The sequence below is a fragment of the Modestobacter sp. SYSU DS0290 genome (assembly GCF_054050955.1).
This window is the reverse complement of the sequence record NZ_JBJHAI010000001.1, coordinates 284727-303822: the sequence shown is the minus strand read 5'-3', so window position 1 is coordinate 303822 and position 19096 is coordinate 284727. Positions and strand designations below refer to the sequence as shown.

17 protein-coding genes are annotated in these 19096 nt (G+C 74.6%); 8 read left to right on the top strand and 9 right to left on the bottom strand.

From position 1 onward, the window contains the following. Positions 1 to 26 precede the first annotated feature (26 nt). Together ACI795_RS01505 and ACI795_RS01500 are read left to right on the top strand one after the other, a co-directional pair. Positions 27 to 320 carry a hypothetical protein gene (locus ACI795_RS01505; RefSeq protein WP_457073323.1) on the top strand — a complete coding sequence of 98 codons (294 nt, stop codon included), beginning with the start codon at positions 27 to 29 and terminating at the stop codon, positions 318 to 320. Between the two features lie 545 nt (positions 321 to 865). Then, positions 866 to 1336: a hypothetical protein gene (locus tag ACI795_RS01500; RefSeq protein ID WP_457073321.1), complete on the top strand. Its 471-nt coding sequence runs from the start codon at positions 866 to 868 to the stop codon at positions 1334 to 1336. Positions 1337 to 1368: 32 nt separating this feature from the next. Here the strand turns inward: ACI795_RS01500 and ACI795_RS01495 are convergent, their stop codons facing one another. The 4 genes from ACI795_RS01495 to ACI795_RS01480 form a co-directional block, all read right to left on the bottom strand. Then, entirely contained in the window at positions 1369 to 3147 is a 1779-nt protein-coding gene (locus ACI795_RS01495) for a DEAD/DEAH box helicase (protein WP_457073319.1), read from the bottom strand. Positions 3148 to 3358: 211 nt separating this feature from the next. After that, positions 3359 to 5449: a xanthine dehydrogenase family protein molybdopterin-binding subunit gene (locus ACI795_RS01490; protein WP_457073317.1), complete on the bottom strand. Its 2091-nt coding sequence runs from the start codon at positions 5447 to 5449 to the stop codon at positions 3359 to 3361. Then, positions 5446 to 6459, bottom strand: coding sequence for an FAD binding domain-containing protein (locus tag ACI795_RS01485; protein ID WP_457073316.1), 1014 nt, complete (start codon positions 6457 to 6459; stop codon positions 5446 to 5448). The genes ACI795_RS01490 and ACI795_RS01485 overlap by 4 nt, the downstream gene beginning before the upstream one ends. Next, on the bottom strand, positions 6456 to 6962 hold the full coding sequence (locus ACI795_RS01480) for a 2Fe-2S iron-sulfur cluster-binding protein (protein WP_457073314.1): 507 nt from the start codon (positions 6960 to 6962) through the stop codon (positions 6456 to 6458). Before ACI795_RS01480 ends, ACI795_RS01485 begins: the two co-directional genes overlap by 4 nt. Before the next feature lie 78 nt (positions 6963 to 7040). Here ACI795_RS01480 and ACI795_RS01475 point away from each other — a divergent pair, with 78 nt between their 5' ends. From ACI795_RS01475 to ACI795_RS01465, 3 genes are all read left to right on the top strand, one after another. Then, positions 7041 to 7595 carry an N-acetyltransferase family protein gene (locus tag ACI795_RS01475; protein WP_457073313.1) on the top strand — a complete coding sequence of 185 codons (555 nt, stop codon included), beginning with the start codon at positions 7041 to 7043 and terminating at the stop codon, positions 7593 to 7595. A gap of 130 nt (positions 7596 to 7725) precedes the next feature. Then, positions 7726 to 8928: an aminotransferase-like domain-containing protein gene (locus tag ACI795_RS01470; protein ID WP_457073312.1), complete on the top strand. Its 1203-nt coding sequence runs from the start codon at positions 7726 to 7728 to the stop codon at positions 8926 to 8928. Positions 8929 to 9020: 92 nt separating this feature from the next. Beyond that, a complete protein-coding gene (locus tag ACI795_RS01465; RefSeq protein WP_457073310.1) occupies positions 9021 to 9872 on the top strand; it encodes an alpha/beta fold hydrolase in 852 nt (283 codons plus the stop codon). A gap of 15 nt (positions 9873 to 9887) precedes the next feature. On the opposite strand, the gene ACI795_RS01460 is transcribed toward ACI795_RS01465, so the two are convergent. Together ACI795_RS01460 and ACI795_RS01455 are read right to left on the bottom strand one after the other, a co-directional pair. Then, positions 9888 to 11573: a DNA repair helicase XPB gene (locus ACI795_RS01460; RefSeq protein WP_457073309.1), complete on the bottom strand. Its 1686-nt coding sequence runs from the start codon at positions 11571 to 11573 to the stop codon at positions 9888 to 9890. Between the two features lie 485 nt (positions 11574 to 12058). Further along, on the bottom strand, positions 12059 to 13501 hold the full coding sequence (locus ACI795_RS01455; protein ID WP_457073308.1) for a DUF222 domain-containing protein: 1443 nt from the start codon (positions 13499 to 13501) through the stop codon (positions 12059 to 12061). A 141-nt stretch (positions 13502 to 13642) separates the two neighbouring features. Between ACI795_RS01455 and ACI795_RS01450 the strand changes: the two genes are divergently transcribed. Further along, a complete protein-coding gene (locus ACI795_RS01450) occupies positions 13643 to 14020 on the top strand; it encodes a VOC family protein (RefSeq protein WP_457073306.1) in 378 nt (125 codons plus the stop codon). Positions 14021 to 14039: 19 nt separating this feature from the next. On the opposite strand, the gene ACI795_RS01445 is transcribed toward ACI795_RS01450, so the two are convergent. Both ACI795_RS01445 and ACI795_RS01440 read right to left on the bottom strand, forming a co-directional pair. Beyond that, positions 14040 to 15386 (bottom strand): class I SAM-dependent methyltransferase, encoded by a 1347-nt coding sequence (locus ACI795_RS01445; RefSeq protein WP_457073304.1) that lies wholly within the window; start codon positions 15384 to 15386, stop codon positions 14040 to 14042. An 81-nt stretch (positions 15387 to 15467) separates the two neighbouring features. Then, positions 15468 to 17726 carry a helicase-associated domain-containing protein gene (locus tag ACI795_RS01440; protein ID WP_457073302.1) on the bottom strand — a complete coding sequence of 753 codons (2259 nt, stop codon included), beginning with the start codon at positions 17724 to 17726 and terminating at the stop codon, positions 15468 to 15470. A gap of 66 nt (positions 17727 to 17792) precedes the next feature. Between ACI795_RS01440 and ACI795_RS01435 the strand changes: the two genes are divergently transcribed. Together ACI795_RS01435 and ACI795_RS01430 are read left to right on the top strand one after the other, a co-directional pair. Next, the gene (locus ACI795_RS01435; RefSeq protein ID WP_457073300.1) at positions 17793 to 18308 is read left to right on the top strand and encodes a hypothetical protein; all 516 of its coding nucleotides are present in this window, start codon (positions 17793 to 17795) and stop codon (positions 18306 to 18308) included. 115 nt (positions 18309 to 18423) lie between these two features. Then, a complete protein-coding gene (locus tag ACI795_RS01430; RefSeq protein WP_457073298.1) occupies positions 18424 to 18648 on the top strand; it encodes a hypothetical protein in 225 nt (74 codons plus the stop codon). A gap of 45 nt (positions 18649 to 18693) precedes the next feature. Here the strand turns inward: ACI795_RS01430 and ACI795_RS01425 are convergent, their stop codons facing one another. Continuing rightward, the gene (locus ACI795_RS01425) at positions 18694 to 18990 is read right to left on the bottom strand and encodes a hypothetical protein (RefSeq protein ID WP_457073295.1); all 297 of its coding nucleotides are present in this window, start codon (positions 18988 to 18990) and stop codon (positions 18694 to 18696) included. Positions 18991 to 19096: the final 106 nt, after the last annotated feature.

Genomic DNA, 19096 nt, shown 5'->3' with positions numbered 1-19096 from the left:
GGTTGATGGGTGTGGAGGGTGACAGCGTGAACGTCTCGGTCGAGCCCCATGACCACGTGTTCGAACCGGCGCGGGTGGTGGTGAGCGTGTGGGTCCTCCGTGGAGTAGAGCCCGTGCGCGTGGTCGTCCACCACAGCGATGACGACTGGTCCGTCCTGTGCGGGACGGTGGACAGTCCGGAGGACCTCCAGGGAGTGCCGCTGTCATGGCTGTCGAGCCGACGGGACATCGGTCGCTACGCGACCGAGTTGGGCCGGGGTCGGATGGTCACCAGGGACGACGCCCTCGATGCCTGGCAAGAGGAGCCGGCGCCGGACTGACGCACTCTCGTTACTCGCGGAGCCCTCAGTTCATCGTTGACCAGCCAGTTGTTTGGTTGACGGAGCAACGTGAACGCCTCACGCGCGGACGCCTGGTCGTTGCGCGACCCGGTCCAGCCGGCCGTCAGAGCATGGTCCGCAGACGTTCGCGGCGGGCGCGGAGGACGTCGACCGACGCGGACGCCGACGGCGGGCCGGGCACCGACTGGCGCAGCCGGGTGTGCGCCACCGGTTCGCTGGCTCGTTCACGTGGCGGCGTGCGCCCGGCAAGGCCGAGTCAGCGAGGCCGCTTGGTCCGCGGCGGGAGTGGTCGGCGGCGGCCGCGTCACCGGCGCAGTGAGCAGGGACTTTCGCCGCGCCCACGTCTCCGCCGTGCGAGCATCCACACGACCGTTTCCAGTGGCCAGTCGACCGGGACGGGCATGGAGGGCGACCTCATGGACATCCAGTCAGTTGCACGGGATCGCTGCCGGAGCCGCAATCGACCGCATCGGCAGTCGAGCGAGATGAGGCTCGGGGGAAGTGAGGAGCCCATCATCGAACCCGTGACGCGAGAAGTGTGGCGGCCCTTTCTGGCCTTCGGCGCCATCGCTGGGGCGGTGCTGGTGGCCGGTTTCGTGGCCTGGGTCAGCGGGTCGACCCTCGGTTTGCAGGTCGCCATCCTCGTCGCTGCGGTGTGCGTGGCCACTGCATGCGTGCGCGCGCTGATCTGGTGGCTCGTGCCCGCTCGAGTCGTCGTTTCCCACGACGACTCGGGTCTGTTCGTCCGCCGAGGCGGCAAGCTGCTGCGGGACTACCCGTGGGCCGACATCCAGGAGATCCGGCTGGTCTGGGGCGACCGATGGCCGGAGTGGAACAGGTGGGCCACCTTTCCCTGCCTGAGCGTGGTGCTCCGGGGAGAGCCGGGGGCAGTGAAGCTCTCACCTTCCTTCCTGCTCGTGCGCGTGCCCGACGTGGAGAAGGCGGAACGGGAACTGGAAGGAGTGGTGCAGAGACACCTCGACGCTGGCACGTAGCAGCCCTCGACGGCAGGGCCGCGGTGTGCGTCTCAGAGCATGGTGCGGAGGCGCTCGCGGCGGGCGCGGAGGACGTCGACCGAGGCCGATGCCGATGGCGGGCCGGGCACCGACTGGCGCAGCTGGGTGTGCACCACCGCCTGTGGCTGGCCGGTCTTCGCCGCGATCCGGTTGACCAGCCGGTTGATCTCCCGGCGCAGCTCGGCGGCGTCGCGCCAGGAGCGGCCGGCCTCGTCCTCCTCCGGGTGGTCCTCGACGACCATGAAGCTGTCGGCGTCGTCGGACAGCCGCCGGGCGGCCTCCACGCGCAGCCGCAGCTCGTCGTCCCGCTTGGCCAGCAGGGACGCGGTCTGCTCAGGGGTGAGCAGCCCGGGGATGCCGAGGAACTCCTCGTCCGCGGGCTCGACCACGGTGGTCACGCCGCCGGAGCCGGTGTGCGCCGTCCCGCTGTGCAGCACGTGCGCGAAGCGGGCGTCGGCCTCCAGGGCCTCCCACTCCTTGGCCGCGCCCTCGCGCGGCTCCCGCTCGGGCAGGTCGAGGGTCTCCAGCTCCTGGTCGGGCTGGGTCTTCGGCGGCGGGATGACGTGGTTGCGCTGCTCCTCCATGCCGGCGGCCAGGGTCAGCAGCGGTCGGACGGCGGGCAGGAAGACGGTGGCCGACTCGTGCGGCGCCCGGGCGCGGACCACGCGGCCGACGGCCTGGGCGAAGAACAGCGGCGTCCGGTAGGAGGTCATCCAGGCCAGGACGGCGGCGCGCGGCACGTCGACGCCCTCGGAGACCATCCGCACGCAGACCGCGATCCGGGCGCCGCCCTTGTTGAACTTCTCGATCTTCTTCGACGCCTTCGGGTCGTCGGAGAGGATCAGCTCCGGCGCCTTTCCGGTCACCCGGCGCACGATCTTGGCGTACTCACGGGCGTCGTCCTGGTCGCTGGCCAGCACCAGCCCGGCAGCGTCCGGCATCCCGCCTTCCTCGCGGAGGTGGGTGATCCGGTCGTCCATCGCGGCGATCACGTGCGGCACCCACTGGCCCTTGGGGTCCAGTGCGGTGCGCCAGGCCTGCATCTCCACCGAGCGGGTGCCGGCCTCGCTCAGCGAGGCAGCGACCACCTCGCCGGCGGAGTTCCGCCAGCGCGAGGTGCCGGTGTAGGCGGCGAAGACGACCGGGCGGACGACGTTGTCGGCCAGTGCCTCCTTGTAGCCGTAGGTGAAGTCGGCCATCGACATCAGGCCGCCCTGGCCCTCGAAGCCGTCCTCCACGTACTTCACGAAGGGGATCCGCTCGTCGACCTTGGTGCGGAACGGCGTCCCGGTCAGGCACAGCCGGCGCGCGGCACGCCCGTAGGCCTCCTCCACCGCCTCACCCCAGGACAGGCCGTCGCCGGCGTGGTGCACCTCGTCCAGGATCACCAGCGTCTTGACGCTGGTGGCGCGGGCGGCGTGCAGCATCGGCTTGCCGGCCACCTGCGCGTAGGTGGTCACGTAGCCCTGGGTGCCGGCGCGCACCGGGCCGACCGCGTTGGTCAGGTTGGGGTCGAGCGCGATGCCCATCGCGTCGGCGGCGTCGGCCCACTGCAGGCGCAGGTGGTCGGTCGGGCAGACCACGATCACCCGGGCCACCTCGCGGCGGGACAGCAGCCGGGCGGCCAGGGTCAGCGCGAAGGTGGTCTTCCCCGCGCCCGGGGTCGCGGTGACCAGGAAGTCCTTGGGGGACTCCTCCTCGTACTTCCCGAGGGCCGCCTGCTGCCAGGCCCGGAGCGGTCGGCTGGTCGTCTGCGGGGCCCGGGCCGCCGCCTGTGTTGCAGTCGCCATGTCGGGAGTCATTCTGGACGGCGGCGGGGCAACACGCCCAACTGGGTGCCTCCGGCGCGCCCCCGCCGTCCCGACGTATACAGGTCGACCATCGAGCCGCTGACCTGCACGTTCGCGCTGTCAAGGGCGCGGCGTGTGGTCATCCTCATCCTCGGGGCGGACCCTCCCGTCACACCCCTCCCACCTGAGGGCGGACAGGCCATTGCTGCCCTCAGGGGAGGGCAGGGAGCAGCTTGTCCAGGGTGACCGGCAGCTTGCGCACCCGGACACCGGTGGCGGCGTGCACGGCGTTGACCACGGCGGCTGCCGTCCCGACGATGCCGATCTCGCCGATGCCCTTGCTGCCCATGGCGTTGACGTAGGGGTCGTGCTCGTCGAGCCACACCGCCTCGATCTCGCCGACGTCGGCGTTGACCGAGATGTGGTACTCGGCGAGGTCGTGGTTGGCGACCTGGCCGACCCTGGTGTCGAAGACGCTGGTCTCGTGCAGCGCCATGGACATGCCCATGGTCATCCCGCCGATCAGCTGCGAGCGCGCCGTCCGCGGGTTGATGACCCGGCCGACGCCGAAGACACCGAGCATGCGCGGCAGCCGGATCTCCCCGGTGTCGGCGTTCACCCGCGCCTCCACGAACTGGGCGCCGAACGCGTAGGGGGAGTGGGTGTCGTCCTGGGCCGCCTGGTCGACGTCACCACTGGCCTCGTCGCCGTCGCTGGGGGTCCCGCCGAACGTGGTGCGGAACTCCCGCGCCGCGACCACCAGCGCCGACCCCCAGGTGTTCGTGCCCGACGAGCCGCCGGCCACCGAGGCGGTCGGGTAGCGGGTGTCGCCGATCCGGACGTCGACGTCGGCCACGTCGACCCCGAGGGCGTCGGCGGTGATCTGCGGCAGGATCGTCCAGGCGCCGGTGCCGAGGTCGGCGGCGCCGATCTCGGCGACGTACCGGCCGCCCTCGAAGCGGATGCTGGCCGTCGACGTGGCCTGCCGCATGGTCGGGTAGACCGACGAGGCCACCCCGTAGCCGACCAGCCAGTCGCCCTCGCGCCGCTCCCGGGGGCGGTCGGCCCAGCCGAACCGCTCGGCGCCCTCGCGCAGGCACCGCACCAGGCTGCGGCTGGACCAGGGCTTGCCGGTCTCCGGGTCGACCTCGGGTTCGTTGCGGATGCGCAGCTCGACCGGGTCGATACCGAGCTCCTCGGCGAGCTCGTCCATCGCCACCTCGGGGCCGAACATCCCCGGGCACTCCCCGGGGGCGCGCATCCACGAGGGCACCGGGACGTCGAGCGCGGCCAGCCGGTGGGTGGTGCGCCGGTTGGGGGAGGCGTACATCATCCGGGCCGGGACGCCGGTCTGCTCGGCGAACTCCTTGATCCGCGAGGTCTGCTCCACCACGTCGACCGCGATCGCCTGCAGCTGCCCGGAGCGGTCGGCGGCCAGCTGGACCTGCTGGATCGTCGGCGTGCGGTAACCGGCCAGGGTGAACATCTGCTGCCGGGTGAGCGCCAGCTTCACCGGCCGGCCGGGCAGTGCGCGGGCGGCCATCGTGGCGAGCATGACGTTGGCGTGCGGCTGCCCCTTGGAGCCGAACCCGCCGCCGACGTACGGGCAGACGACGCGCACCTGCTCCTGCTCGAGCCCGAAGACCTTCGACACCGCGGCCCGGTCGGGGTGCACGCCCTGGGTGGAGTCCCAGAGGGTCAGCGGGACGTCGGCGCCCGGGTCCCACAGCGCGGTCGTGGCGTGCGGCTCGATCGGGTTGTTGTGGTACATGGCCGTCTCGTAGGTCCGCGCCAGCGTCACCTCGGCAGCGGCCATGGCGGCGGCGACGTCGCCCTCGGCGGTGTCGGTCTCGTGGCCGGCGTTGACCTTCTCCGGGGCGTAGAGGTCCGGCCGGTCGACCGACAGCACCGTGTCGTGCGGCTGCTCGGCGTAGGTCACGACGACCGAGTCGGCGGCCTGCCGGGCCAGCTCGGAGGTCTCGGCGACCACCAGTCCGACCGGCTGCCCCCGGAAGCCGACCTCGTCGCCCTGCAGGACGGCGTACTCGGCGTCCTCGGTGCTGGCCAGCCGCTCGGCGTTGGCCGAGGTGAGGACCAGCAGCACGCCGTCCAGTGCCTCGGCGGCGGCGGTGTCCACCGCGGTGATCCGTCCGCGGGCGATCGTGGCGGTGACCGGGTGGCAGTAGGCGGGGTGCTCGACCGGCGTCTCGTAGGCGTAGGTGGCGGTGCCGCGCACCTTGTCCACGCCGTCGCGCCGGACCAGCGCCTGCCCGATCGCGCGCGGCTCCAGCAGATCGGTCATCGGGTCGCCTCCGTCAGCTGGCGCAGGGTGGCGGTCACCGTGCGGGTGAGCAGCGGGATCTTGAAGCCGTTGCCGCCGTCGACGCCGGGCTGCGGCTGGGCGGTGGCGAGCTCGGCGTCCATGGCGGCGCGGACGGCGTCATCGGTGAGCGACTGCCCGCGGAGGACCTCCTCGGCGCGGGTGGCCCGCCAGGGCTTGTGCGCGACCCCGCCGAGGGCGATGCGCACGTCGTCTCCCGCGACCACCGCCGCCACGCTGACCAGCGCGAAGGCGTAGGACGCGCGGTCGCGGACCTTGCGGTAGGCGGAGCGGGCGCCGTCCGGGAGGGGCGGCAGGTCGATCGCGGTGATCAGCTCGCCGTGCTGGAGGACGGTGTCGGTCGACGGGTCGTCGCCGGGCAGCCGGTGCAGCTCGGTGAACGGGATGGTGCGCTCACCGGCCGGGCCGAGCACGTGGACCCGGGCGTCGAGCGCAGCCAGCGCCACGGCCATGTCCGAGGGATGGGTGGCGATGCAGGTGTCGGGCGCGGCAGGGTCGGGCAGCGCGGCCGTCGTCCCGAGCACGGCGTGGTAGCGGGTGTAGCCGTTCACCGCGGAGCAGCCGGCCCCGGGCTCGCGCTTGTTGCACGGGGTGGTGACGTCGGAGAAGTACACGCAGCGGGTGCGCTGCAGCGGGTTGCCGCCGGTGGTCGCCATGTTGCGCAGCTGGCCGGTGGCGCCGGCCAGCAGCGCCTGGGCGAGGACGGTGTACCGCTCGCGGACCCGTCGGTCGGCGGCCACCTCGCTGTTGGTCGATGCCGCGCCCAGCCGCAGCCCGCCGCCGGGGAGGTCGGTGATCTCGCGGGAGGTGAGGGTGCGGACGTCGACGACCAGGTCGGGGCGGGCGACGCCGAGCTTGAGGTGGTCGACGAGGTTGGTGCCGCCGGCGAGGAAGACGGCGTTGGGCTCGGCGGCGACGTCCCGCACCGCCTCGGCGACGTCGGCCGGGTGGGCGTAGGCGAAGGGCTTCACCGGCCTGCGGCTTCCTGGACGGCGGGGGTGATGTTCACGTAGGCCGCGCAGCGGCAGAGGTTGCCGCTCATCCGCTCGGCGACCTCGTCGTGCGTCATCTCCGGGTCGGCCGTGAGGTCCTCCGTGACGTGGCTGGGCCAGCCGCGCTCGAACTCCTCGATCACCCCGACGGCCGAGCACACCTGGCCGGGGGTGCAGTAGCCGCACTGGAAGGCGTCGCGCTCCAGGAAGGCCCGCTGCACCGGGTGCAGCTCGCCCGCCGGCGCGAGGCCATCGGCGGTGGTGACCTCCGCGCCGTCGTGGGCGACCGCCAGGGCCAGGCAGCTCAGCGACCGCTGGCCGTCGACCAGGACCGTGCAGGCGCCGCACTGGCCGTGGTCGCAGCCCTTCTTCGGGCTGGTGTTGCCCAGCCGCTCGCGCATCAGGTCGAGCAGCGTGGTGCGGGTGTCGACGGTCAGCCGGTGCTGCTCGCCGTCCACGCGCACGGAGATCTCCGCGTCCATGGCCCGCCGATGCCCCCGCGCGTCCGCGTGGCAAACCCGGTGCGGCAGGCAACCGTGCGGGCTGTCAGGCTGCCGCGCGTGACCGCCGAGCCCGCGCTGCGCTGGTACACCTCGCCGGGGGAGGTGGACGACGCCCTGCGCGCGGAGCTGACCGCGGTCTGGCGGGACGTCGCCAACGCCGGGGGAGCGGTCGGGTTCGCCCAGCAGCTGCCGGTCACCGACGTCGTCGTCCGGCCAGTGGTGGAGGAGACGGTGGCGACGCTGGGGCCGGGCCACCTGCTCGTCGCCGAGCGGGACGGCGCGGTGGCCGGCTGGCTGCTGCTCACCACGAACGCCGGCCCGGTGCTCGCCCACTGGGGACGGGTGACCCGGGTGATGACCTCGGTCGCCGCGCGCGGCACCGGGGTGGCCCGGGCGTTGCTGACCGAACTCGCCCGGCACGCCGGCGACGACCTGGGGCTGGACTCGTTGCGGCTGGAGGTGCGCGGCGGCATGGGCCTGGAGGGGTTCTACGCGCGGTTCGGCTGGCGGGTGACCGGCTGCTGGCCCGGGGCCCTGCAGATCACCCCCGACGACCGGCGCGACGAGGTGCTCATGTCGCTCTCGCTGACGGATCTGCCCGCCACGACGTAGGCTGGTCGTGGCCCCTCGACCAGGAGGCCCGTTCGGCCCGGCCCCCAGCGGGACACCCCCCGCTGCCCGGCGCCGCCCCCACCGCGCCTCCCCGTGCGCCGGTGCCCGTGTCTGGCCTCCTGGAGTTCTCGTGTCCTCTGCCGTCCTGTCCCGTCCGTTCCCGCCGCTCGCCCAGCGGCTCACCGGGGTCGCCAGCTCGCCGGTCCGTGAGCTGCTCGCGCTGCTCGACCGGCCGGGCGTCATCTCCTTCGCCGGTGGTCTGCCCGCGCCCGAGCTGTTCGACCTGGACGGCGTCCGGGCGGCCTACGACAGCGTGCTGTGGGGGCCGTACGCCCGCCGCGCCCTGCAGTACGCGCCGACCGAGGGCGACCGGCAGCTGCGGGCGCGGGTGGCCGCCCGGCTGACCGCCCGCGGGATGCTGAGCTCGGTCGACGACCTGCTGGTCACCTCCGGGTCGCAGCAGGGGCTGAGCCTGGTGGCCGCGGCGCTGCTCGACCCCGGCGCCGTCGTGCTGGTCGAGGACCCCACCTACCTGGCCGCGCTGCAGTGCTTCCAGCTCGCCGGGGCCCGGGTCGTCCCGGTCGCCGCCGACGAGCACGGCATCGACCCGGGCGCGCTGGCGGAGACCATTCGCCGGGAGCGGCCGGCGCTGGTGTACCTGGTGCCGACGTTCGCCAACCCGACCGGCCGCACGATGCCCGAGCGCCGCCGCGCCGAGGTCGTCGAGCTGACCGCGCGGCACGGCGTCTGGCTGGTGGAGGACGACCCCTACGGGGAGCTGCGCTACCGGGGCGAGGACGTGGCGCCGCTGGCCGCGCAGCCGGGCGCCGACGAGCACGTCGTCCACCTGGGCAGCTTCTCCAAGATCGCCGCGCCGGGGCTGCGGCTGGGTTGGCTGCGGGCACCGGCCCGGTTGCTGCCGGCGCTGACCGTCGCCAAGCAGGCGGCCGACCTGCACACCTCGACGGTCGACCAGGCCGCCGCGGCGGCCTGGTTCGCGGCCGCCGACGTCGAGACACATCTGCAGACGCTGCGGCGGGCCTACCGCCAGCGTCGGGACGCGATGGTGGCCGCGCTGCCTGTGACGGTGCCGGACGGGAGCACCTGGAGCGAGCCGGACGGCGGGATGTTCGTCTGGGTGCGGCTGCCCGGCGGCGTCGACACCGCCGAGCTCCTGCCGCAGGCGCTGGCGGCTGACGTCGCCTTCGTGCCCGGTGCGTCGTTCTACGCCGGGACGCCGGACCGGTCGACGCTGCGGCTGTCGTTCACCACGCACACGCCCGACCGGATCGCCGAGGGCATGACCCGGCTGGCCACTGTGCTGCGCGGCTGAACGGCGGGGCCGGCCGAACCAGGCCGGCGCGGGCGCCCCGGTCGTCCCGCCCCGCTGCTCGCGAACCGATCGGCGGCTGAGAGGCTGCGGGCGTGGAGCTCGACCAGGTCCTCGACTGGCGGGGGCGGCGCGTGCGCTGGACCCGGTTCGGCACCGGCCCGGCGGTGGTCTTCTGCCACGGCACCCCGTGGTCGTCGTGGTTGTGGGCCCCGTACGCGCGGGCGCTGGCCGGGGACTACACGGTGCACCTGTGGGACATGCCCGGTTACGGCGCCTCGTCCATGGACCCCGAGCACGCCGTCTCCCTCGACGTCCAGGGCGAGTTGCTCGCTGACCTGCTGCGCCACTGGGAGCTCTCGCCCGAGACCGACGGGCCAGGCACCGGCGACGGGGGGCCGCACGTCGTCGCGCACGACTTCGGCGGGGCGGTCGCCTTGCGGGCGCACCTGCTGCACGGTGCCCGCTACGCATCCCTGGCCCTGGTCGACGTGGTGGCGCTGGCCCCGTGGGGCTCGCCGTTCTTCCGCCTGGTGCACGACCACGCCGACGTCTTCGCCGCGCTGCCGGCCGCTGTGCACGCGGGAGCGGTGCGTGCCTACATCGCCGGTGCCAGTCACCGCGGGCTCACCGAGGCGCAGCTCGATGCCCTCGTGGCGCCCTGGACGACCCCCGCGGGGCAAGCGGCGTTCTACCGCCAGATCGCGCAGGCCGACGAGGTGTTCACCGAAGTCCTGGAGCCGCTCTACGGTTCGTTGGACCTGCCGGTGAGCGTGGTGTGGGGAACCGAGGACACCTGGATCCCGGCCGACCGGGCACACCGCCTGGCAGGCGACATCCCCGGCGCCGAACTCGTCCTGATCCCGGACGCCGGACACCTGGTCCACCTCGACCAGCCGGCGCACCTCGCCACCACGCTGGGCGCCTGGCTGGCCGGTCGACGCTGACCGGGAGCCCGGTCGTCAGTCGGCGGGCTGGTCCACCCAGTCGGGGCCGTTGACCTCGCCGGGGCCGGCCAGGTCGGCGGCGTCCACGATCGTGTACGCGTAGCCCTGCTCGGCGAGGAACCGCTGCCGGTGAGCGGCGTACTCGCTGTCGAGGGTGTCGCGGCTGACCACGGTGTAGAAGTGCGCCTGGCGGCCGTCGGCCTTGGGTCGCAGCACCCGGCCGAGGCGCTGGGCCTCCTCCTGCCGCGACCCGAAGGTGCCCGACACCTGGACGGCGACGGCGGCCTCGGGCAGGTCGATGGAGAAGTTCGCGACCTTGGAGACGACCAGCGTCTTGATCTCGCCGGTGCGGAACGCCTGGAACAGCCGTTCCCGCTCCTTGTTCGTCGTCGACCCCTGGATGACGGGGGCGTCGAGCGCCGCACCGAGCTCGTCGAGCTGGTCGAGGTAGGCGCCGATGACCAGCTTCTGCTCCTCGGGGTGCCGCTCGAGCACCCGGCGGATCACCGGCAGCTTCGAGTGGGCGGTGGCCGCGATCCGGTACCGCTCCTCGGGCTCGGCGACCGCGTAGGTCATCCGCTCCTCGTCGTCCAGGCTGACCCGCACCTCGATGCACTCGGCCGGGGCGATGTAGCCCTGCGCCTCGATGTCGCGCCACGGGGCGTCGTACCGCTTGGGGCCGATGAGGGAGAAGACGTCGTCCTCGCGGCCGTCCTCGCGCACCAGCGTCGCGGTCAGCCCCAGGCGGCGGCGGGACTGCAGGTCGGCGGTGAGCCGGAAGATCGGCGCGGGGAGGAGGTGGACCTCGTCGTAGACGATCAGGCCCCAGTCCTGGGCGTCGAACAGGTCCAGGTGCCGGTACTCGCCCTTCCGGCGGGTGGTGATCACCTGGTAGGTGGCGATGGTGACCGGGCGGATCTCCTTGCGCTCACCGGAGTACTCGCCGATCTCCTCCTCGGTCAGGGAGGTGCGGGCGATCAGTTCGCGCTTCCACTGCCGACCGGAGACGGTGTTGGTCACCAGGATGAGCGTGGTGGCCTTCGCCTCGGCCATCGCCGCGGCGCCGACCAGGGTCTTCCCGGCGCCGCAGGGCAGGACGACGACGCCCGAGCCGCCGGCCCAGAAGCCCTCGACCGCCTCCTGCTGGTAGTCGCGGAGATTCCAGCCGTCCTGGTCGAGGAAGATCGGGTGCGCCTGGCCGTCGACGTAGCCGGCGAGGTCCTCGGCCGGCCAGCCCACCTTCAGCAGCGCCTGCTTCAGCCGGCCGCGCTCGGAGGGGTGGACGACGATCGAGTCGGCGTCGATCCGCTGACCGAGCATCGGGGCCACCCGCTTGCTGCGGACGACCTCCTCCAGCACGGCCTTGTCGGTGCTGGTGAGCACCAGCCCGTGCACCGGGTTGTTGGCCAGGGTGAGCCGGCCGTAGCGGTCCATCGTGTCGGCGATGTCGACCAGCAGCGCGTGCGGCACCGGGTACCGCGAGTAGCGGACCAGCGCGTCGACGACCTGCTCGGCGTCGTGCCCGGCGGCGCGCGCGTTCCACAGCGCCAGCGGGGTCACCCGGTAGGTGTGCACGTGCTCCGGGGACCGCTCCAGCTCGGCGAACGGCGCGATCGCCGCCCGGCACTCCTTGGCCAGCGGGTGGTCGACCTCCAGCAGCAGGGTCTTGTCCGACTGGACGATGAGGGGGCCGTCGCTCACGCGCACGCATCCTTCACTGGGAGAGGGGACGTCGGCGCAAGAGGTGCGCGCCGGACTGCCCAAGGTAACGCCGGGGAGGGGCGACTGCTTCCGGGCGACGGCCCCGGGATCGGCGACCGAGCGCGGGACACCGGCTGGGCGCCGTGGTCAGCGACCGCCCCACAGCGGGGCGAGGCGCCGGTAGTGCGCGGGCGTGCTGAGCACGTCGGCGTGGTCGGTGACCTGGTCGATGCCGCCGATCGGTGGCAGTGCCTGCCCAGCCCCAGCCCAGCAGAGCTGCTGCGTGCGGTCGTCCGGCGAGCAGTGGTGCCACCGCCTCCCGGTAGAAGGCAGCGGAGAGCTCCGTGGCGGGCACGAACGAGGCGGCGTTCACACCGCCGACCCTCCCAGGATGCCGACGTGCCGTCCCCCGGATTCCCGACGGTGGTCCGTCGGTGACCGGCGCCCCCGTCGGCATGTCGACACATCGACATGCCGATGGGGCCTCAGAACGGCGGCGGGTCGTCGGCTGGGGGCGGTGGTGGAGGTTCCGGCGGCCTGCGCCGGGCTGGTTGCCGGCCGGGTGGTCGGGTGGTGCGGATGACCCCGCTCGGGGTGGTCACCGTCAACACGCCGTCGCCGGTCATGGTGAAGTGCCAGCCGGGGGCGCAGGTCTTCAGGCGGTGGTGGGACCGGCACAGGCAGCAGAGGTTGGCGCAGTCGGTGGCGCCGCGCTCGGCGTGCGGGACGACGTGGTCGAGGTCGTTGCTGCCGATGCGTTGGCCGCAGTTGGGGAACCGGCAGCGCCGGTCGCGGGCGGTGAGGAAAGCGCGTTGCCGGTCGGTGGGCCGGTAGCTGGTGGTGGGCGGTGGTGGCCCGAGCACGGTGCATTCGCACGGCCCGCCGTCGCCGTCGTCGGGGTGCTGCGGGCAGCCGCGCCTGGCGAGCCGCGCCAGTTCCGCGGGGGTGGTGGTGGCGAGCAGTTGCCCGTCGGGGCCGGTGATCGCGTAGCTGAGCGTGCCGCCGTCGGGAGTGGTGAGGCCGAGAGCGCCGACGCGGGTGAGCAGGTCGCGCAGGTGGGCGGCGGTGATCGGCAGCCCGCTCACCTCACCCGACGCGGCCCCGCCGTCCAGCGCCTCGAGCGCGGCCGTGACCGTCACGTTCGCGGCGACGGTGGGGAGGCCGTGGTCGGCGGGGCGGCGGACCAGCGCCGACAGCACGTGCGTCCGCAGCTGCCCGATGGGGCGCTGGTCACCGTCGGCCTTGAGCATCCGCGCGAGCTGGTCGATGAGGTCGGCGCACTCGGCGGCCTCGTCGGTGGGCAGGTCCGCGGCCAGCACCGCCCGCCCGTCACACGCCGAGGGGTACAGGTGCACGTCGGCGGTCTTCTCCGCCTCGCTCCGGGCCTCCTCGGCCGCCGCGGCGTCCAACTCGAGCATCAGCTCGGTGGCGCGCTTGCCCAGCCGCGCCACCGACAGGTCGGTGGCCTCACCCAGCAGCGCCTCTTCGACCCGGCCGGCGACCTCGGCGGTGGTGTGCTGCAGCACGTCGGCCAGCTGCTGCGCGCGCCGCTCGTCGATCTCCCCGGCCTTCAGCGCGGCGAAGGTCGCCGGCAGCTTCCGCTGCCACACCAGCGCCCGGGTCAACCGCACCGCCGCCGTTCCCCGGCCGACGTTGAGCACGGTGGCCAGCTCAGCGGTGCAGAACTCGCTCACCTCCCCCTCGGCCGGCTGCGCGGTCCACCCCGCCCGGCGGGCACCGGGATGGTCCGGAGCCGGGTCCGCCGAGGCGGACCGCTGTCCGGCCAGGGCCAGGATCAGCTCGGCTTCCTCCGCGGTGGACACCGCCCGCTGGCGCTGGATGCCCTGCAGCCGGGCCGCGAGCAGGTCGTCGGGCCAGGCCGAGACCGGCGGCAGTGCCTGCCGCGGCGCCGGGTGCAGATCGATCACCACGTTGACGGGCGACGCGGGCGGAGCAGAACCTGCGGTCGCCGTCGGCATGCATCGAACGTACGTACGAGGTACGACAGTTCTCGCGAGTGACGACGAAACCGTCCCGTCGCGGCGACCCGCGCCGCTACGGTCCCCGGCATGCTCGACCACCTGGGGGTCCAGGTCGCCGACGTCGAGGCGGCCGTCGCGTTCTACCTGCGGGCGTTCGCGCCCATCGGCCTGCGGGAGGCGGTGCGCTTCCCGGCCGGCGCCCAGTCCGTCGTCGGCCTCTGCGGACCCGGCGGCCAGCCCGACTTCTGGCTGAGCCCCGCCGGCGGCGCGGAGACGCGGGAGCTGCACGTGGCCTTCGCCGCGCCCGACCGGGCCGCCGTCGACGCGGTGCACGACGCCGCCCGCGCGGCGGGTGCCGAGGTGCTGCACGCGCCGCGCGAGTGGCCGGAGTACCACCCCGGCTACTACGCCGTCTTCCTGCGCGACCCCGACGGGCACAACGTCGAGGCCGTCCACCACGGCTGACCGGGCCGGCCGGACGCGCTCACAGCCAGTCGGTGCGGCGCAGCGGCGGCTGGTCGCCGCCGGTCCGCTGCAGCAGGACCTGGTTGACGCCCATGTCGCCCTTCTCGAAGGCCAGCGCGCTGGCGGCCATGTAGAGCCGCCAGACCCGCGCCCGGCCCTCGCTGGTGGTGGCGACGGCGGCGTCCCAGTGCTCCTCGAGGCGCTGCACCCAGGCGCGCAACGTGAGCGCATAGTGCTGCCGCAGCGGCTCCACGTCGATCACCTCAAGGTCGCGGGACTCCAGCAGGCCGACCATCTCGCCGAGCCCCAGCAGTTCGCCGTCGGGGAAGACGTAGCGGGCGATGAAGGTGTCCGGGTTCCAGGTCGCCGTCCCGGCGTTCCAGGAGATCGCGTGGTTGAGCAGCCGCCCGCCGGGCCGGAGCAGGCTGTGCAGCTGGGCGACGTACGCCGGCATCTGCTCCCGGCCGACGTGCTCGGCCATGCCGATGGAGCTGATCGCGTCGAACGGCCCGTCGTCCACCGTCCGGTAGTCCTGGACCCGGATGTCGATGCGGTCGGTGAGCCCGGCCTCGGCTGCCCGCTTGCGGGCCAGGCGCGCCTGCTCCTCCGACAGCGTGATGCCGACGACGTCCACGCCGTACCGCTGGGCGGCGTGGATCGCCATCGAGCCCCATCCGCACCCGACGTCGAGCAGGCGCATGCCCGGTCGCAGCCCGAGCTTGCGGCAGACCAGGTCGAGCTTCGCCTCCTGGGCGGCGTCCAGGCCGACGTCGGGGGACTCCCAGACCGCGCAGGAGTAGACCATCGACGGGCCGAGCACCAGCTCGTAGAAGTCGTTCCCGACGTCGTAGTGGTGGCTGATCGCGGCGGCGTCCCGGGTCCGGGAGTGGCGCCGTCCGGCGCGGCCCAGGTCGGCCTCCTCGGCCGGGGGTGCGGGCTCGGGGCCGATCACGCCCAGCCGCAGCGCGGTGCCGAGCAGTGCCAGCCGCTCCCGCAGCGTCGTCGGGCTGTCTGGGCCGGTCTCGGCCAGCCGGCCGGCGGAGCTCAGTGCGGCGAAGGTGGCGAAGACGTCGCCCTCCACGTCGATCTCCCCGGCGACGTACGCCCGGCCCAGTCCGAGCTGGCCGGGCGACCACAGCAGCCGGCGCAGTGCCCGCCGGGACCGGACGGCGATCACCGGGGCACCCGGGGGACCGGCCAGCGAGCCGTCCCAGCCGCGCAGCCGGATCGGCAGCTCGCTCGTCCCCAGCACCGCGCCCAGTGCTCCCGCCAGTCGATCCGCGACCGTCGGACGTCCCGCCATGACCACGCTCCTCGCCTCCGGGCGCAGCCGGTCGACCCGGGCGGGCAGGCCGGTTGCGCTCACCAACTGTCCCGCGCAACGCCGGGCGGTCACGTGATCTTCCCGCCGGAGGTCGGACGGCGAAACCGGTTGGCGCGTGGGGGATCAACCCGCGGCATCCTCCGGGCCGGCCAGGGCTACCGAGGTGATCCGGTGGACGGCGAACGTGCGGGTCTCCCCGCGCCCCTCGTCGAAGCCCTGCAGGAAGCCCCCGGCCAGCGACACCGGCTGCACCATCCGCTGGCTGCCCGAGCCCTGCGCGTCGACGTAGCCCAGCCACACCGGCACGCCCTCGCGCACCGCCTGCGACAGCAGCTCCAGCGTGCTCGCCGTCGTGACGCCCGGGACCTGGCGCACCGGTTCGGTGCGACGGGCGGCGAGGGCAGCGTCGCCGGCGCGGATCTCCCGCACCGTCGCCGCGACCTCGTCGGGGGACAGGACCCGCGGGGCCACCGGTGCCGAGCCGCCGGGGCGCCGTCCGGCCGCGCGCGGCGGCTGGGCGGGCCGGGTGAGCACCGCGCCGCCGGCGTTCTCCCCGGCCGGCGCGTACCCGGCCGTGCGCAGCACGGTGAGCACCTCTTCCGGCGGCAGGCCGCTGACCAGCACCCCGGGTGCGAGGCGGCGCAGCTCGGCGTTCGCCGTCCGCCGGTCGCTGAGCACCTGGGACACCAGGCCGTGGTCGTCCGAGCGCACGTAGCACTCGATGGCGCCGACCCGCAGCCGGCCGTGCTGGCGGGCGACGTCGTCGACGAGGTAGTCCAGCGCCTGCGGCACCGGGGTGCGCGAGACGCGGGTGAACAGGTCGTGCAGGTCGGTGGCCGACCAGCCGGCGTCCAGCGCGCGGCGGATGCTCCCGTCGCTGACCCGGTAGACCGTCGCCCCGCCGGAGGACTCCACGTCGGCGACGACGGCCAGGGTCGCGGCGAGCTCGGCGATCAGCGGGCCGGGGGCGATGAGCGAGAGGTCGGGCTGGGCGAGCACGTGGTCCAGCGGCTCGGGCAGCAGCCCGCGCATCCCGTCGGCCGCGGCGTCCTCCCCGCGGGTGAGCAGGCCGCGCCCACCGGTGCTCAGCACGCCGCCGGCAGCGATCCCCAGCCGCTCGGCCTCGGCCAGCAGCGCCGGCACCGGGGCCAGCCGGTCGGCCCGCCGCGGGGTGCGCCAGCGCAGCAGCGCGACCAGCTCGTCGGCGACCAGCCCGCGCCCGGGCGGGAACTCGGCCAGCACGGCCAGCGCCGAGCGGCGCAGCACCGGCGCGGTCTGCCGGACGACGTCGGGGGAGAGCACGTTGACCGCCTTGCCGGCCACGTCCCGCTGCCCGACCAGGGAGATCAGCCGGGTGCTCGTCAGCCACCCGTCGGCCAGCGCGGCCCAGCGGTCGGGGAGGTCCTGCTCGCGCCAGGCGTCGTAGAGCCGCGTGGGCAGCCACTCGTCGCGCTGCGCGCCGCCGACGTCCAGCAGGCCGGCGACGTGCGCCAGCTCGACCAGGAAGGCGACGTCGGCCTCGCCGACCCGCAGCTCCTTGGCCAGCCGCTTCTGGTCGCGGACACCCAGCCCACCGCTGCGCAGCAGCCCGGCGGGCTCCTCCTCCAGCGCGGTGAGCAGGTCGGCGACCCGGCCCAGCACCTCCAGCGCCGCACCCGCGGCCTGCCGGTCGACGACGGCGGGGTCGCGCTGGACGACCGGCGGCTCCGGGCGCAGCCGGGGCGGACCGAACGGGCGGTCGCCGCGCAGCAGCAGGCCGATCTCCCTGGGGAGCTCGACGTTGACCGCGTCGATGCGCGCCAGCAGGCCCGCCTGCAGCAGCCGGCGGGCGGGGGAGGGAGGCCCGCCGGCGGTGGTGTCGGGCAGGTGGCCGACCGGCCGGTCGCCGGCGAGGCGCTCGAGCACCGCGCGCTCGTCGTCGTCCAGCTCGGCCAGCGCCGTTGGCAGGTCGCGGGTCAGCGGCACCCGCAGGTCGGCCGCCCGCCGGCCCAGCCCCGCCGGGTAGCGCACCGCACGGCGGACCGGCTCGGGGGCGTGCAGCTCCTCGTCACCCCACAGCAGCGCCCGGGTGGTGAGCGTCCCGACCGCGGCGTCGACCACCTCGTCGGGGACGTCGGGCAGCAGGCCGGCGAGCTCGCCGCGTGTCACGCCGTCGGTGGGGGAGAGCAGCACCGCGTCCAGCACCTGCAGCGTCGCGGCGTCCAGCTCGTCCAGCGCGCGGTCGACCGAGACCGGCACCGCCAGCCGGGTGGCCAGGCCGACGACGTCGGAGGGCGCGGGACGGGCCACGTCGGGCCGGGCGGCCAGCAGGGCGCCCAGCTGCTCGTCGGTGCGGGTGCGCAGCCAGGCGGCGAGCGTGGCGGGCGGCTGGTCCGGAGACATCCGGCCCACGTTACGTCCCGAGCCGGTGTGCCTGCTCTGCCACGAGTGCCCTGTCACCATGCCGGGGTGGCCGCCCTGGACGATCCGCAGACCCGCACGGCCCTGGCCGCCCACCGCGCCGGGGCGCTCCGCTGGCTCGGTGGCGGCGTGGTCGCCGTCGTCCTGGGCTGCCTGCTCGCGGCGGCGCTGGTCCGGATCGCCCGGGACGGCGGGGAGCGGCCGCCGTTCGCCGGGCTGGCCGCCGTCGCCCTGGTGGCCGCGGGTCTGGCCGGCGTCGTCGTGGGCGCGGGGGCGCTGGTGCGCACCCGGCGGTGGACCCGTGCGCTGGCCGGCACCGGCTGGCGGGCCGGGGTGCTGCGGATCGCCGGACCCGCGACGCTGCAGATCGACCCCGTCGGGTACGACGACCTGACCGACGAGCCGCTGCGGCTGCGGCTGCTCTCCACGGCGATCTGGCGCACCCGCGCCGTGCAGCGACTGGCCGACGCCGAGGTCGCCGCGGCCCGGGTGTCGGCGCAGGAGTGGGTGCTCACCGCGGACGGCGCCGGCACGGTCTACGGGGCCCGGGTGACCGAGCGCTGATCCACCCCCTGGTGCGACACCACGGAACGCGGTGCGTGTCCCGGACCCGCGACACGGGAAGATGAGCGGGAACCGCGCCGGCGTCCCGACCGGCCGCACCGCACACGGAGGCGACATGGCCAAGCGCAACGACAAGCACGCCCACCTGGTCGAGCCCACCTGGGGCGCCGGCTCCGAGGGCGAGCCGCCGGTGACCGAGCTGGTCAGCGAGATGGCCGGCGGCCTGTCCCCGTTCGGCGAGGACCACTCCTTCCCGCTGCCGGCCGAGCGGCTGCGCTACGCGCACCCGCAGGACCGCCCCAACCGGGCCGGCGTGCAGCTGCCCGAGAACCGGCGCTGATCCGTTCCGCGCTGCCGCCCGTTCGGGCGGTAGCGCGGGCGGGCGTCAGACCCGGCTCGCGGCGCGCGGCAGCAACCCGGTCAGCGTCCGGCTGACCAGACCTCCGGCGATCGCCCACAGCGCCGCCGCGACCAGCGCGTTCACCGTCTCGGCCAGGCGCGGGTCGGCCGGGGTGAACAGGCCGACGGTGAGGCCGCCGAGGGAGTGCCGGAGCTCGGCGGCGAACTCGACCAGCGGGTTGGCCGGGTCCGCCGCGAAGAAGACGAAGACGGCGTGCAGGGCGATCAGCCCGGCCACCACCGTGGTGACCAGCCGGACGGCGGCGGCCAGCAGTGCCAGCACCGCACCGAGCGGATCACCCCTGGCATGGTGCCCGCCGGCCGGTGCCGGCGCACGGGCGCTCCCGGTCGACCCCCGCCCGGCGAAGGGCCCGCGGCCGCAGCGGTCC